Source organism: Actinomadura violacea (genome assembly GCF_017573465.1).
Classification (GTDB): Bacteria; Actinomycetota; Actinomycetes; order Streptosporangiales; family Streptosporangiaceae; genus Spirillospora; species Spirillospora violacea.
Genome location: NZ_JAGEPF010000003.1, coordinates 62,444 through 77,149, shown reverse-complemented (window position 1 = coordinate 77,149; position 14,706 = coordinate 62,444). Strand labels below are relative to the sequence as shown.

Below are 14,706 nucleotides of genomic sequence, written 5' to 3'. Positions count from 1 at the left end.
AAGGGCCGCTACGCATCGCGCGTGCGGAGCAGCAGGCCGCCGACCAGCAGCGTCGCGATGGCCCACCCGGCGGTCACACCGAGCCCGGCCCAAGGGCCGATGGGGAGGCTTCCGAGATCGGTGGTGGCCTGGACGGCGAGCCCCGAGGTCATCGGCGCCATCTTCTCCAGCAGGCGCCGCCAGCCCGGGTCGCTGATGGTCTGGGAGACGATCGGGACAACGTAGAGCAGGCCGAGGACGACACCGATGCCGGTCGCGGAGTCCCGCACCGCGGCCGCGACACCGAGGCTGAGAAGGCCGATGAGGATCAGGTACAGGACCGTCCCGAAGACCGCGCGCAGCGTCGGCCCGTCGGACAGGGACAGGGCCCGGTCGCCGGCGTCGGGCAGGACGAGCCGCCCTGCGAGCACCGCACCGAGGACGGCGACGGTCCCGCCGACGGCCACGGAACCGGTGAGCGCGACGGCCTTGGCCGTGAGGACCGTCGTCCGCCGCGGCATCGCCGCCAGCGTGGTGCGGATCATGCCCGAGCCGTACTCCCCGCCGATGACCAGCACCCCCAGGATGGCGACCGGCGCCTGGCCGAGGTACACGCCCACGAGGGCCAGCTTGGCCGTGTCGCCGCCGCAGCCGGTGGCCGTGCAGTTCGCCAGCGACGCCGCGACGGCGCTCAGAGACACCGTCGCCGCAACGGTGCCGAGCAGCAGCCACAGCGGGCCGGCGACGGTCCGCATCTTCGTCCATTCCGCGTGCAAGGCGCGTTTCATGCGTCCCTCCTGTCGAGCAGGACGGCAGCCGCGGCCAGGCACACCACCGCGTAGGCGGCCAGGACGGCGAACCCGGCCCACGGCGCCAGCGGGTAATAGCCGTTGTAAGGCGTGTAGTGGCTTGCGACCTGGTCGTAGTCCACGAGCGTCTGCTGGACGGCGAATGCCGCCCCCGGCGTCACCCGGGCCAGCCAGTTCGCCGCGCTCGCGGGCATGAACGGGAGGGCGGTCAGGATGTAGGGCAGCACGATGGCCACGAGGACGGTGGTGACCGCGCCGGCGCTGTGCCGGACGATGGCGCCGACGGAGAGGGCCAGGACCGCGGCGGTCGCGAGCAGCGCCGCGGTCCCGCACACCACCCGCAACTCGGTCAAGGACGACACCGGGAAGAGGTGGACGCCGTTGCTCCGGGCGAGCCGCTCACCGAGCGGAGCCGCGAGGACCGCCCCCACCAGCCCGGCGGCGAACGTGACGGCCCACAGCACGGTCGCCTTGGCGACCAGCACCCGGCTCCGCCTCGGGTTCGCGGCCAGGGTGAGGCGGATCATCTTGGTCCGGTACTCGGCGGTGATGAACAGCGCCCCCACGACGATCACTGCGATCAGCGCGGCGAACGTGCCGGTGAGGATCTCCCGGAGCGTGCCGCCGGTCGGCAGGGTCTCGCGAACGGCGGGGGCGATGTCGCCGGCGCCGGTCACCGTGAGCCTGCCGTCGGATCCCGTGACCGAACCCGACGTGCCGTCCGGGTAGCCGGCGAAGGTGGGGGAGCGGGGCCCCACCTGGTCACCGGTCCACCTGCCATCGGCTCGGCCTCCCTGGACGCGAAGGTCCGCAAAGACGGCCGTCGACACGCTGCCGGCCGTCCCCATGCCGTCCAGCGCGGGCGGAGACGCGACGAACACCCCGATCTGGGGGGTCGGTCCGAGCCCGCTCACCCGCGCGGTGCCCACCTTGGTCCAGTGCGCGCCGTCGGCGGAGGCGTAGCCAGTGATCATGTCGCCCGAGCGGTCCAGCCGCAGCCGGCGAGGGGACTCGCCGGAGACCAGGCCGGGCGGACCGGCCGTGTCGTTGACGTAGGCGTCCTGCATCCGCACGCCGTGGGCGCCGGTGACCATGATCGCCGCGTAGGGCGAACCCTGGCGAGTGCTCTGCTTGATGATGAGCCCGGCCTTCGCCCACGGCACGAGGCCGGGCCGCAGGTCCCCGGGGCCCTTGGGGATGCTGCTCTTGAGCGCGGAGACCGAGACGGTGATGCTGCCGTTGTCGGAGACCGGCTGGTGCACGAAGTAGAAGCTGTCGGTGACCGGCTCACTGCCCGGCCCGATCGGAACGGGCGGCGCCCCCTTCTGATGGCTGCTGACCCCGGTGAGCACCGCGAACAGCAGCAACAGCATCGCTGCGACCACCATGCCGATCAGCCGGCCGCGGACGGTTCGGAACTTGGTCCATTCCGCGTGCAGCACTTCGAGAAAGCCGTCCCGTCCGACGCGTTGGCCGGCTCGGCGAGAGGTCACGACAGAAATCACCGAGACACCTCCGTGTGCGTCGCAGCGCGGAACTCGACCGCCTCGCGGGTGAGCTCCAGATAGACGTCCTCAAGGCTGGCGCGGTGCGCCGACACCTCGGAGAACGGCACAGCGTTCTGGCTGAGCAGCGTCGCGATCCGATCCGCGGGCCAGCCCGAAACGGTGATGGTGTCGCGTCCGGTGGCCGCCACGGTCGCGCCGGCGCGCACAAGCACCCTCATCGCGTGCGCGCCGGCCGCGGTCCGCACGGTCACCCGGTCCCCGGAGACGGCCGCGATCAGGTCGGCGACGCCGGCGTCGGCGATGGCCTTGCCGCGCCCGACCACGACGAGATGGTCGGCCGTGTCCTGCACCTCGCTCATCAGGTGGCTGGAGACCAGCACGGCGCGTCCCTGAGCGGCCAGCGACCGCAGGAAGCCGCGCATCCAGACGATGCCGTCGGGGTCCATGCCGTTGAACGGCTCGTCGAGCATGATGATCGGCGGATCGCCCAGCAGGGCCGCGGCGATTCCGAGCCGCTGCCGCATCCCCAGCGAATAGCCGCCGGCCTTGCGCCGGGCCGCCGGCGTCAGCCCGACCTGCTCGATCACCTGCTCCACCCGCCGCGCGTCCAGCCCCTGCGAATGCGCCAGCCACAGCAGGTGGTCGCGCCCGCTGCGGCCGGCGTGCAGCGCCGCCGCGTCCAGCAGCGAACCGACATGCTTCAGCGGATGCCGGAGACCGCGGTACGGCTTCCCGCCGATGAGCGCGGTGCCCTCATCGACCGCGTCCAGGCCGAGGATCACCCGCATCGTGGTGGACTTCCCGGCGCCGTTCGGCCCCACCAGTCCGGTCACCACACCCGGCCGGACGGTGAAGGACATGCCGTCGAGGGCCAGGGCCGTCCCATACCTCTTGCGCAGTCCGGCGACGACGATCCCCGGGGCGCCTGCTGTTCGCAACGAACTCATGCCGACGGTTCTACGCAGCACCGGGTTCCAGCCCGGTCGCAGCGGCTGCGACCCGGCTGAGACCGACGATCTGAGATCGTCGGAACATGGCACCTCGACCCGGCGGCCGGCGCGGCCGCGCAGCGCGCACGACGACCGGCGGTGCGCGGCGGTGAGGGTCCTCGTCGTCGAGGACTTCGAGGTCCTCGCCCGCTCCATCGGAACCGGGCTGCGGCACGAGGGCATGGCCGTCGACGTCGTCCTGGACGGGACCGCCGCCCTCGACCGTCTGGCCGTCACCCGCTACGACGTGGTGATCCTCGACCGCGACCTGCCCGGCGTCCACGGCGACGACATCTGCCGGCACCTCGCCCAGGGCCGCTGCGAGACCCGCGTCCTGATGCTCACCGCCTCCGACACGATCGAGGACCGCGTCGACGGGCTCAGCCTCGGCGCCGACGACTACCTGCCCAAACCGTTCGCGTTCGCCGAACTCGTCGCCCGCGTCCGCGCACTGGCCCGCCGCGCCACCCCTCCCTTGCCGCCCACCCTGGAAAGCGGGGACCTCACCCTCGATCCGGCCCGCCGCACCGCGTTCCGGGCCGGCCGGCGCCTTGAACTGAGCCCCAAGGAGTTCGGCCTGCTCGAATGCCTGCTCGCCGACCCCGGCCTGGTCATGTCCGCCGAGGAACTGCTCGAACGCGTCTGGGACGAGGCCGCCGACCCGTTCACCAGCGCCGTCAAGCACACCATGCACCGGCTGCGTGCCAAGCTCGGCGACCCGCCCGTGATCGAGACCGTCCGCGAAGGCGGCTACCGCATCGGATCGCCATGACCTCCCAGCAGCTCGCCAGAAAGTCCCTGCAGGCGCGGCTCGCGCTCGCCTACGCGGCGGGCGTTTACGCTGCGGGGATCGTCGTGCTCGTCCTCGTGCTCGTCCCGCTCGTCAGCATCGATGCGGCCACGCCCGAAGGCCGGCCCTCATCGGGCGTGACCACGGGAGCCGGGGGCGGGATCAGCCTGGCCCAAGCCCTGACGGGATCCGCCGTCGCCGTGGTCGTCCTGGCTCCCGTCGCCTTGGCGCTCGGCTGGTTCGTCGCCGGCCGGTTCCTGAACCCGCTGCGCACCATCACCGCCACCGCCAGGAACATCTCCGCCGGCGACCTGCACCGGCGCCTCGACCTCGGCGAGCCCGCGGACGAGCTGACCGAACTCGGCCACACCCTCGACGGCCTGTTCGCCCGCCTTCAAGCCTCCTTCGACGCCCAGCGCCACTTCGTCGCCAACGCCTCCCACGAACTGCGCACCCCCCTCGCCGGACTGCGGACCCTCCTCGAAGTCGCCCTCGCCGACCCCAACGCCGACACCGACACCCTGCGTGCGGCCTGCCAGGAGGCCCTCGCTCTCGGCGAACACCAGGAACGGCTCGTCCGGGCATTGCTCGCTCTGGCCACCAGCGAACGCGGCGCCACTCGCTGGGACCCCGTCGACCTCGCAGAAGTCGCCGAGGGAGTGCTCGCCTCGCGCCGCGACCGGGCAACGGAAAGAGGCATCGACCTCGCCGAACATCTGACGCCCGCAGTGACGGCCGGGGACCCGAAACTGATCGAAAGCCTGGTCACCAACCTCATCGACAACGCCATCCGCCACAACAACGCGGGCGGGCAGATGGAGATCACTACTCAGACCTCCGGCTCAGAGGCGCTCTTCAGAGTCGTCAACAGCGGCCCGGTCATCCCCGGCGACCAGATCCAGCGTCTCTTTCAGCCCTTCCAGAAGCTCGCGCCCGATCGTCACGGCCGGGGCGACGGCTACGGTCTCGGCCTCGCCATCGTCAACGCCGTCACCGAAGCCCACAACGCCACCCTCACCACCAACGCACGCGCCGAAGGCGGCCTGTCCATCGCCGTGCAGTTCGCGCCTGCCTCCGCAACAGCAAGAGAAAAGGCTCCGCGACGCATCCCCAAGCACTGATTCCACTGCTCGCCAAGTTGCCGCACACGGAACTGTAGGCAGTGGCACAGGCAGCCGAGCATGCGGTTGAAGATGTTGCATAGAGCGCTGGAATGGCGGTCGCCGACGGCTTCCTGCCCGGTAGCGCTCGCGGCACGTCGGCCAGTTCGGCGCCGTCCAGGCAGTGGGACGACGTCGTCCTCCTGGCCGTGCTCGCGATGATGCGCGGGGTCGTGGTGCGGGTCGCCATGACGACGCCGCCGGAAGAGGAACGGCGTTCTGTGGATAACCGGTCGGCGCGTGCATCGCGGGTGGGTTGCCGAATTTGGCTGTCAGAGCGAAAAGGAGACCAGGGGAGAGCATCGTCCCCCCTGGCCTCGGCGCCGCCTCAATCGGCGGTCATGTCGGGCCTAGCAGCCCGCCGAGCAGACCCATCGGTTGCCGCTGGGGTCACTCGGGTCCACCACGAGTGGTGCCCCGCAGTTGCCGCAGGCTCCGAGAGCACTCGGTGCGGTGATGCGCGACCTGGTGCACGTTCCACGAGCGGGGAACCGGCGGGTGGAGTGATGACATACTCCCCGCGGCCTCCGCGCCTTGGTGGTGATCATTGGCCAGCCTTCTTTCCTCTGGGGTGAGCTCGAAGGACTTTCCTTCAATGTCGACCGTGTGGGCGGACCTCCCAAGCGCAACCCCCACCCGCCGGCGGGACCGCGGGTCCGCCCGGTTTCGGCGCCGGACAGGCTCAGACATCCGATCTGCCTAAGACTCCTAACAGAATGACCGCTATGGTGACCGGATGCCCGATCTGGCGGTCTTCGGCCATGGCGGGTGTTGGCGGCTGGTGAGCTGGTCGCGGTGGACCTCTTGTCTGGTCCGGTGAGGGGAGTGGCGTGAGAATTCCTGGGACGGCTGGTTACGACGAGGCCGCCGCCGACCTTGTTGTTCAGTATGAGGCCGTCACGTTCGCGGAGGTCCATGGCGACGCATTGCACCTCGTGCCGGCCGTCCCCTCCCGGGTACTGGACATCGGGGCGGGGACAGGGCGTGACGCCGCCGCACTCGCCAAAGCCGGCCATCAGGTCACGGCCGTGGAGCCCGCTGCAGGGCTCCGGGCGCAAGGGCAGGCGTTGCACGCCGACCAGGACATCACCTGGATCGACGATCACCTGCCCGATCTGGTGTCTCTGGGAGACCGCCGCTTCGAGCTGATCCTGCTCACCGCCGTCTGGATGCACCTCACCCCTGCCGGACGCGCGCCGGCGATGCGGCGCCTGGCAGCGTTGTTGGCATCGAACGGTACGGCGGTCATGGTCCTGCGCCACGGACCGATCCCCGCCGGACGGCACATGTTCGACATCCCCGACCAGCAGACGGCCGACCTGGCCCAGGCATGCGGCCTGAGCATCGTCCACCGCAGCGGTCGCCCCGACCTGCACGGCCGCGCCGACGTTCGGATGACCACGCTCGGCCTGCGTGCCCTCGCGACCTGACCGAAGATCAGCGGACGAGTCGGCGCCGGCAGATGATCGCTGCCGCGAGGGCCATGAACGCTTCGTGGATGTCGTTGCGGATCTCCCAGCGGATGCGCAGGCGGCGGAACCAGTGCAGCAGGCCGATCGTGCGTTCCACGACGTAGCGGTGGACGCCCAGTCCGGAGCCATGCGGGGCGCCCCGCCGTGCGATCTTGGGTTTGACGCCCTTGGCCCAGACCAGGCGCCGGTACTTGTCGTGGTCGTCGCCGCGGTCGGCGTACAGGCAGCCGGGCCGCCGCCGGCAGCGGCATCAGCTGGGTGACGTCGTTGCGGTTGCCACCGATCAGGCTGAGGGCGAGCGGGGTGCCGTGACCGTCGGTGAGGACGTGGTGTTCAGAAGATGCTCAAACCGGCGCACCGGCCCCCACGTGGCCATAGTGATCATTCTGTTAGCGCACGCCACGAGAGTGGTCTGCATGGCGTGGACGAAGCCGGTGGCGAACGTGTCGGCTGTAAGGCGCTCGTACAGGCTGGTCGTGGCTGGGCTCAGGCCGCCGGGCACCGCGGACGGACTGTAGTGCCGCGCTGCGGAAAGGCGGGCCGACAGCAGCGCGCCCAGCATGGCGGTACCGAGGACGCCGCCGACCTGCCGGATGGTGCTGGAGACGCCGGAGGCCGCACCGGCCAGCGGTGGCCTGTTGCAATGGCGCGAACGTGGCGCCGCCGGCGATCCCGATGATGGACAAACCGGGCAGCAGGTTCCACACGCTGCTGGTGGGGCCGGCCATGGCGACCAGCACCAGCAGGCCAGCGGCCAGCAGCGTCATCCCGGCCATCAGGATGTACTTGCCGCCGAACTTGTCCGACAGCCGGCCGGCGTACGCTGAGTCGGCCGCGGTGAGAACGCCGTTCGGCAGCACCACCAGGCCGGTCTCCAGCGCCGAGTACCCGCGGGCCATCTGCAGGCACAGCACCAGCACGAACATGATGCCGATCATGCCGAGCTGGAAGACGAACCCGACCCCGTTACCGACCGCGAAGTTTCGCGCGCCGGACAGGGCCGGGGGCATCAGCGGCTCGTCGCGCCGCCGGCGCTGCCACAGGACGAACACCACCAGCAGCACGACGCCCAGGGCGATGACCGAGGGGATGGTGACGGGCCCGGTGATGGTGTCCCAGTCGTAGCGTTCTCCTTCGATCAGGCCGAACACGATGCCGCTGAGACCGCCGTGGCCAGCTCGGCCTCGCCACCGCAGACGTCCGTCTCGCTTGACCTGCTGTGCGTCAGTCCGGCAGCCAGTGCAGCTCGTGCGCCAGGGTTTTGGCGACGGCACGGATGCGGCGGTGTAGTGGCGACTGCTCGCGTGGGAGGACCAGGTGGATCGTCAGGCTGGGCGCGCCCCGCAGCGGTCGCCAGGTGAGACCGGCCGGTGATACCGCGACCGCGGCTTCTCCGGCCGGGGCGAGAGTGACCCCGTCGCGCAGGTCGCGCTGAGACATGTCGAAAGAGACCGCGGGCGTGTGGAATCGGGGGTCTGGTCGGACGTCTCGGAACAGTGCGGACAGCTGATCGTGGATCACGGGGTTGGCCGCACGGCCGGGGAGCCGCAGCGGATACGCGGCCGCGTCGGCGATCTCGATCTCCGGGTGTTCGGCCAGCGGATGGTGCTGCGCCAGTTGGACGCCGACGCGCTCACGCCGCAGCAGGAACCGGCGCACGCCACGGCCCGGCTGTTCACCGCGGGTGATCCCGGCATCGATGCGGCCGTCGGCGACCGCGGGGGAGATCTCCGGTGTCGCCATCGGGACCGCGCCGACGTCGAACCCGCTGTTGCCGCGAATCAGCCTGTCCACCAGGGCCGGCGCCGTCTCGGCCCCCGTGCTGAGGCTGTATCCGATGCGCAGCGTGCCCAGTTCACCGGCCGCCGCGCTCCGGGCGGTGTCCCATGCCCGGTCCAGCGCCGCCAGCGCGGGCGGTGCGGACTCCGCCAGAGCCGCACCGGCCGTGGTCAGTACGACGCTACGCGTGTTGCGGACCAGCAGGGGCGTACCGAGTTCCGCCTCCAATCGGCGCATCCGGGCGCTGAGTGCAGGCTGTGCGATACCGATCCGTGCGGCCGCCCGGGTGAAGTTCAACTCCTGCGCCAGCACCAGGAAGTACCGCAGGCTCACCGTGTCCGGCGCCACGTGCCCTCCCTGCCGATTGATAACGATCCGTTCTGAGTCTATCCCGTACCGGTCTTTCCCTCGACCGCACATCAAGCCCTAACCTGCGCATATGACGATTCAATCGGCCGCGGTAGCCGTCGGCGGGATCGATCGATCTGAGTGTCAATTCGAAGTCGGACGTGTCCGGCCGAACACAGGAGGTTTCCATGGCTAAGGGCTATTGGGTGAGTGTCTACCCCACCATTTCCGACCCTGAGATGCTGACCGCCTACAACAAGCTGGCCGGTCCGGCTGTCCAGGCTGGGGGCGGCCGCACCCTGTCCCGTGGCGGTCGAGTCGTCGCCCACGAGGCCGGAATCACGCAACGCGTCGTTCTGATCGAGTTCGATAACTTTGAACAGGCCGTCGCGGCATACGAGAGCGAGGCATACCAGAAGGCACTGGTCGCCCTCCCCGACGGGTTCGAGCGCGACTTCCGCATCGTCGAAGGCGTCGACTGATCGAGGTCCAGTCGGATCTTCACTGAAGATCCACCATCTTGGTTTTCGCTGGTGCGGCCGCTGGTGTGACGGGTCCCGGGGGCAGCCACACCAGCGGCACCGGCCCACTCCCGGCGCCTCGACCACACATCGCCGTGGCCTTATTGGGTGAAGTACAAAGCCCGGTGCTGAGGATCGGCGGAGCAGATGTAGATCCCGGCGTCCGCGACGTCGTCCACGCGGAAACCGGTCGCCTCCCGGACGAGCGTGAACTCCTCCGTTCCCCACACCAGGTGCCGTCCCGTTACGGTGCACAGATAGGTATGCGGGTTCTCCGATACCAGCGGCAGGTCCTCGTAGAAGTCGACCTGGAGCAGGAGGACGAGAGGCGCGGCGCAATCGGGGCAGTCCATGCTTTCGGGCATGTCGCTGGACGCCCAGGATTTGCTGCCGCCGACCTTCCAGCCGCCCGTGAGGCTCTCCTGCCAGTAGAGGTCGCGGAGCTCTTTCGAGTTCTCCAACCGTTCCTGGAGTTCGGCGGGCAGTTCCTCCCGCCAGGGGTACTCGACGACCCGCTCGGGATGGACGGTGCAGGGCCGGGGGACTTCGTCCCACGCTGCGTCCCAGTGCGCCCACGGGTCGGGCTGCGCCTCCGGCCCGTGCACGACCTCGCCCGAGCGCCGCCAGAACACCCGGCAATGCTTGCCCGTGAACTGCGGTTCCGGCAGGCCGTGCGTTTCCGGGCACCACACGATCTGGACGAGGTCGGTGCCTGCGGGAAAGGCGATCTCGGGGACGTCGCCGGCGTACAGTTGGGCCACGGACACCATCGGCGCCGACCGCCCGGGCCCGTGGTCCGCGTCGTCGCAGTGCGGCCAGGGCTCGTCCGCCGGCCAGAGCATCGGCCCGCCGACATGGCTGTCGCGGATACCGGGCTCGCCGCAGCGCGGACGGAGCCCGACTACCGTACGGGCGAGCGAGGCCAGGCCGGGCATGGCGGCGAGGAGACGGGTCAGGTCGTCCTCACCCTCGTCGGGGAGCTGCGCGGTGCCGGACACGCGGGCATTCTCGCAGGCGCCTCCGCGCCGCGACGAAGCGAACACCGGGCGGGCCGGCGGTCAGGCGCCTTCCGTGGGCTGGACCGGGCGCAGCAGGGTCGCCTGGACGCGCTGGTCCGGGCTGACGCCGGTCATCGGGTACTGCTGCGCGGTCTGCAGATGGCTGCGCAGCAGGCGGGCGACACCGTCGGCGTCGCCCGCCTCGATGAGCGCGAGGGCGTCCGCGTGCTCCTGAAGGGCCTGCCGGCGCAGGGCGGGTTCGGGGAAGAAGCCGGCGCTGGTGGCGTGCTCGGACCAGTTGCTCTCCTGCGCCGTCCACAGCGTCTCGAGGGCGCCGGCGACGACGAAAAGCGTCTCGTTGCCGCAGAGCCGGACGATCGCCTCGTGGAACTCGCGCGACGCGGGTACCGCGCGCTTCTCGTCGCCCGTCTCGATCGCCTCGACCAGGCTCTCGTGGGCGCGGCGCAGCTCGGGCACGACGGCCGTGTGGCGGTCGGGACGCTGCGCGCACAGCGAGGCGCAGAACGGCTCGATCTGCTGGAGCGCGAACCCGACGTCCGGGAGGGCGGCCTGCCGGGACTCCAGGACGAGCGCGAGCATGTAGGCGACGCTGTCGCGCTTGGGCGCGTGCACGACCGACCCGCCGGCCTTGCCGCGCCGGATCGTGATGAGCCCTTCGGTCTCCAGGATCCGCAGGGCCTCGCGCGCGGCCAGCTTGCTGACGCCGAACTCCTCCAGCAGCGCGGACTGCTTGGGCAGCAGGGTCCCGTCGGGGAGCTCACCACTGAGAATCCGCGACCGCAGGGTGTCGGCCAGCAGGTCCGCCACCCGCGGGTGGCGCATCTGCGCGGGCGGTTCCACGGCGCCGTTGTCGTCCAACTGGTCGGTGTCCTTTCGGCTGTCGTTGAAGGCCCATCACATGTATCTCATCTCGCGCCGCCCTGGGGAACGGTGTCGTGCCGCGGGCCGGGCGCGGTGACGCCCATCGCACGCTGATACTCGGCGTCCAGGTCGCGGCCGCCGTCGATCGCCTCGGACGCCTTGCCGCGCAGCAGCACGTAGCCGCGGTCGAGGCGGTCGCGGATCGCGCTGATCGACGGTTCGACGACCACGACGACGGTGCCCTGGTCGGCGAGGCGGCGCGCGGTGTCCATCAGCTCGGCGACGATGAGCGGTGCGAGGCCGGTCGACATCTCGTCCAGGAGCAGCGCCCGCGGCGAGCCCATCAGGGCGCGCGACACCGCGAGCATCTGCTGCTCGCCGCCGCTCAGGACCCCCGCGAGCGCCCGCCGGCGTTCGCGCAGGATCGGGAAGCGGTCGAGCGCCGTCTCGACCTCCTCGCCGGGCAGCCCCAGCGTGTCGGCCATGACCTGCAGGTTCTCCCGGACGGTCAGGCGCGCGAAGATCTGCCGGCCCTGCGGGACGAGCGCCAGCCCGCGGCGCGCCCGGCCGGCGGCGCCGAGCCCGCTGACGTCCTCGCCGTCGAGGGTGACGCGGCCGGTCGCCGGGACGGACCCGTAGGCGGCGAGGAGCAGGCTGGACTTGCCCGCGCCGTTCGGCCCGACGACCGCGCTGATCTTTCCGCCGGGGAAGGTCAGGCCGGCGTCGGCGACGGCGACCGAGCCGCCGTACCGGACCGACAGCCCGCTCACCGCCAGTTCATGCGACAACGTTCTCACCACCGGTTCCGAAGTAGACGTCCTGCATCTCCGCGCTGGCCATGCACTCGGCCGGGTCGCCGTCGAAGACGACGGTGCCGGTGCGCAGGAGCAGGATGCGGTCGACGAGCGAGGCGACGACGTCGACGTTGTGGTCGACGAGGATGATCCCGCACCCTTCGGCGCGGACCGCGCGCACCGCGTCGGCGATGGCCGTGATGCCGGCCGCGTCGGCGCCGGCGAACGGCTCGTCGAGCAGCAGCACCGACGGCCGCTGCGCGAGTGCGCGGGCGACCTCGACGAGGCGCTGCTCGCCGAGGGTGAGGTCGCCGCAGCGGCGGCCGAGGTCGCCGAGTTCCAGGGCCTGCGCCACCTGCCGCACCACGGCGTCGAAGCGTTTGCCGGCGGGCCGGACCGCGCCGGCGGCGAGGCCGCGGAGCAGTCCGCCGACGCCGGCGAGCGCCGGGGCGGCGGCGCCGAGCAGGATGTTCTCGCGGACGGTGAGGTCCAGCGCGAGGTGGGGGTGCTGGAAGGTGCGGGCGAGGCCGGAGCGGGCGCGCCGCGACGGCGGCCCGGTGAGCTTGCGCCCCCGGATGGACAGGGTGCCCTGGTCGGCGGGCTGTGCGCCGTCGAGCAGGTCGACGAGCGTGGTCTTGCCCGCGCCGTTCGGGCCGATGAGCCCGAGCACCTCCCCGGCGGACAGGCGCAGTGACACGCCGTCGACCGCTCGGACGCCGCCGTAGCTCTTCCCGAGCCCGGTGCCCTCCAGTAGTACGGTCCCGGTCATCGCCCGGCCCCTTCCGTCGGGGTTCGAGATGTGCGCGTGAGCCGCTCCCGCAGGAACCGGGCGGCCTGGCCGGTGTAGCCGAGGATGCCGCGCGGGGCGATCAGGAGGACGGCCAGCACCGCCACTCCGAAGATCAGCGAGCCGGAGCGTTCGAAGATCTGCAGGTTGAAGGTGAGCTCGACGACGAGGACGGCGCCGAGCACCGCGCCCCACGCCGATCCCTGGCCGCCGAGCAGCGGCATGAAGATGGCGAGCATGACGAGGCTGAGGGTGAAGGTGTCGGGGCCGATCGTCTGGTTGGCGGTGGTGAACAGGCCGCCGCCGAGGGAGGCGATGGCGGCGCCGACGCCGAGCGCGACGAGCCGCAGCGCGGGCACGCCGACGCCCGCGGCCTCGACCGCGGCGGGGACGTCGCGGGAGCTCTGCAGGGTCACCCCGAACGGTGACCGGCGGATCCGGTCGATGGCCACCGCGACGAGCCACACGATCAGCAGGGTCAGGACGATGAAGCCATGCCGGTCCAGCTCGCCGCCGAAGAACGTCAGCGGGCGGATCGAGCCGATCCCGACCGCGCCGCCGGTGATGTCCTTGGCGTCCAGCAGGAAGCTCTGGAACGCGACGCCGAACAGCATCGTCACCGCGGCCAGGTAGAAGCCGGACAGCCTGCGGGTGGCGAAGCCGAGCACGACCGCGAGCGCGGCGGACGCCAGGGCGCCGAGCAGGTAGGCGACGGGCAGCGGCCAGCCGGTCTTCGTCCCGACGAGCCCGACCGCGTACCCGCCGATCGCCACGTAGGCGCTGTAGGCGAGCGAGAGCGTGCCCGCCAGGTTGAACGGCAGGTACATGCCGAGCGCGAGCAGGGCGTAGGTGGCGCCGAGGAACGCCAGGTCCTGGCGGAACAGGTCGCCGCCGGCCCAGGCGATCACGCCGAGGGTGAGGGCGAGGGTGCCGAGCACCCGGCCGGTCTCCGCGGACCGGGCCCAGCCGGGCAGGCCGGGGGGCGCCTTCCGTGTCGTCGATACGGCGTTCATACCCGGACCTTCCGAACGAACAGGCCGTTGGGGCGCAGCGCGAAGAACAGGATCGCGATGGCCAGGACGGCGTAGTCGAGGGACGCGCTCCCCAGGTAGTAGGGGACGAGGGTCTGCGCGAGGGCGAGGAGCAGGCCGCCGACGAGCGGCGCCCAGACCGAACCGGTGCCGCCGATGACGAGGGCGAGGAAGCCCGACAGCGCCCACCCGAAGCCGGACTGGAAGCTGACGCCGGCCTTGGCCGAGAACAGCTGCCCGGCGAGCCCGACGATCAGGCCGGCGAGCGCGAACGCGACCAGCCGGACGCGTCCGACGGGCATGCCGAGGGTGCGCGCGGCCTCCCGGTTGCCGCCGACCGCCCGCAGGATCCGGCCGTACTTGGACCGGCGCATCCACAGCCACACGCCGGTGAACGAGACGAGGGTGCATCCGATGAGGATGAGGGTCTGCCCGTCGACCGTCGCCGGACCGAGGTCGAGCGAGGTGTCGGGCAGCCATGAGCGGCCGGGCCGCAGCTGACGCCCGAACAGGGTGCCGGCCAGCTGCTCGACCGCGAACAGGACGGCGACGACCGCGATGAGCGAGGGCAGCTCGCCGCCGTCGGTGCGCGCGTCGATCGGCCGCACCAGCGCGACCTCGGTGAGGACCGCGAGCGCCGCGGCGATCACGATGCCGAGCACGGCGGCGAGCCCGAGCGGCCAGCCCTGCTCGGCCATCAGCCAGGACGCCGACAGGCCCGAGAACATCGCGAACGGGCCGAGGGCGAAGTTGAACAAGTCCGCTCCTTCGAGGACGAGGTAGTACCCGAGGGCCACCATCCCGAAGAAGCACCCGATCTGAACGACCGAGACCCACAGTTGCGCAGACATCCGGCTCC

15 protein-coding genes and 1 pseudogene are annotated in these 14,706 nt (G+C 71.2%); 4 read left to right on the top strand and 12 right to left on the bottom strand.

Translation table 11 applies throughout. The features are described 5' to 3' along the window. Positions 1-8: 8 nt before the first annotated feature. The 3 genes from J4709_RS04785 to J4709_RS04775 are packed head-to-tail and all read right to left on the bottom strand — an operon-like array spanning position 9 to position 3,243. Complete coding sequence (locus tag J4709_RS04785; RefSeq protein WP_208237356.1) at positions 9-767, bottom strand: ABC transporter permease subunit; 759 nt, start codon at positions 765-767, stop codon at positions 9-11. Further along, positions 764-2,281: an ABC transporter permease subunit gene (locus J4709_RS04780; RefSeq protein ID WP_307800971.1), complete on the bottom strand. Its 1,518-nt coding sequence runs from the start codon at positions 2,279-2,281 to the stop codon at positions 764-766. The genes J4709_RS04785 and J4709_RS04780 overlap by 4 nt, the downstream gene beginning before the upstream one ends. Before the next feature lie 8 nt (positions 2,282-2,289). Continuing rightward, positions 2,290-3,243, bottom strand: coding sequence for an ATP-binding cassette domain-containing protein (locus tag J4709_RS04775; RefSeq protein ID WP_208237354.1), 954 nt, complete (start codon positions 3,241-3,243; stop codon positions 2,290-2,292). A gap of 151 nt (positions 3,244-3,394) precedes the next feature. On the opposite strand from J4709_RS04775, the gene J4709_RS04770 reads away from it, so the two are divergent. From J4709_RS04770 to J4709_RS04760, 3 genes are all read left to right on the top strand, one after another. Further along, on the top strand, positions 3,395-4,057 hold the full coding sequence (locus J4709_RS04770; RefSeq protein WP_208237353.1) for a response regulator transcription factor: 663 nt from the start codon (positions 3,395-3,397) through the stop codon (positions 4,055-4,057). Further along, complete coding sequence (locus J4709_RS04765) at positions 4,054-5,196, top strand: sensor histidine kinase (RefSeq protein ID WP_208237351.1); 1,143 nt, start codon at positions 4,054-4,056, stop codon at positions 5,194-5,196. The genes J4709_RS04770 and J4709_RS04765 overlap by 4 nt, the downstream gene beginning before the upstream one ends. An 869-nt stretch (positions 5,197-6,065) precedes the next feature. Next, a complete protein-coding gene (locus J4709_RS04760; RefSeq protein ID WP_208237349.1) occupies positions 6,066-6,665 on the top strand; it encodes a class I SAM-dependent methyltransferase in 600 nt (199 codons plus the stop codon). A gap of 7 nt (positions 6,666-6,672) precedes the next feature. Here the strand turns inward: J4709_RS04760 and J4709_RS52890 are convergent. The 3 genes and pseudogenes from J4709_RS52890 to J4709_RS04750 all read right to left on the bottom strand — a co-directional run. Then, positions 6,673-7,045: pseudogene (locus J4709_RS52890) on the bottom strand (transposase); the annotation flags it as partial. Positions 7,046-7,096: 51 nt separating this feature from the next. Further along, positions 7,097-7,858 carry an MFS transporter gene (locus J4709_RS04755; RefSeq protein WP_208237347.1) on the bottom strand — a complete coding sequence of 254 codons (762 nt, stop codon included), beginning with the start codon at positions 7,856-7,858 and terminating at the stop codon, positions 7,097-7,099. Between the two features lie 73 nt (positions 7,859-7,931). Next, a complete protein-coding gene (locus J4709_RS04750) occupies positions 7,932-8,834 on the bottom strand; it encodes a LysR family transcriptional regulator (protein ID WP_208237345.1) in 903 nt (300 codons plus the stop codon). A 188-nt stretch (positions 8,835-9,022) separates the two neighbouring features. Between J4709_RS04750 and J4709_RS04745 the strand changes: the two genes are divergently transcribed. After that, positions 9,023-9,316 (top strand): DUF1330 domain-containing protein, encoded by a 294-nt coding sequence (locus tag J4709_RS04745; protein WP_208237343.1) that lies wholly within the window; start codon positions 9,023-9,025, stop codon positions 9,314-9,316. Positions 9,317-9,456: 140 nt separating this feature from the next. On the opposite strand, the gene J4709_RS04740 is transcribed toward J4709_RS04745, so the two are convergent. Genes J4709_RS04740 through J4709_RS04715 form a run of 6 tightly spaced genes read right to left on the bottom strand, consistent with a single transcriptional unit; the run spans position 9,457 to position 14,698 of the window. After that, positions 9,457-10,353, bottom strand: coding sequence for a YwqG family protein (locus tag J4709_RS04740; RefSeq protein WP_208237341.1), 897 nt, complete (start codon positions 10,351-10,353; stop codon positions 9,457-9,459). A 60-nt stretch (positions 10,354-10,413) separates the two neighbouring features. After that, positions 10,414-11,232 (bottom strand): FadR/GntR family transcriptional regulator, encoded by an 819-nt coding sequence (locus J4709_RS04735; protein ID WP_208237339.1) that lies wholly within the window; start codon positions 11,230-11,232, stop codon positions 10,414-10,416. 47 nt (positions 11,233-11,279) lie between these two features. Further along, on the bottom strand, positions 11,280-12,023 hold the full coding sequence (locus J4709_RS04730) for an ABC transporter ATP-binding protein (protein WP_208237337.1): 744 nt from the start codon (positions 12,021-12,023) through the stop codon (positions 11,280-11,282). Continuing rightward, a complete protein-coding gene (locus tag J4709_RS04725; RefSeq protein WP_208237328.1) occupies positions 12,013-12,798 on the bottom strand; it encodes an ABC transporter ATP-binding protein in 786 nt (261 codons plus the stop codon). The genes J4709_RS04730 and J4709_RS04725 overlap by 11 nt, the downstream gene beginning before the upstream one ends. Further along, the gene (locus J4709_RS04720) at positions 12,795-13,829 is read right to left on the bottom strand and encodes a branched-chain amino acid ABC transporter permease (RefSeq protein ID WP_208237320.1); all 1,035 of its coding nucleotides are present in this window, start codon (positions 13,827-13,829) and stop codon (positions 12,795-12,797) included. Before J4709_RS04720 ends, J4709_RS04725 begins: the two co-directional genes overlap by 4 nt. Continuing rightward, complete coding sequence (locus J4709_RS04715) at positions 13,826-14,698, bottom strand: branched-chain amino acid ABC transporter permease (protein ID WP_208237318.1); 873 nt, start codon at positions 14,696-14,698, stop codon at positions 13,826-13,828. Before J4709_RS04715 ends, J4709_RS04720 begins: the two co-directional genes overlap by 4 nt. Between the last annotated feature and the right edge of the window lie 8 nt (positions 14,699-14,706).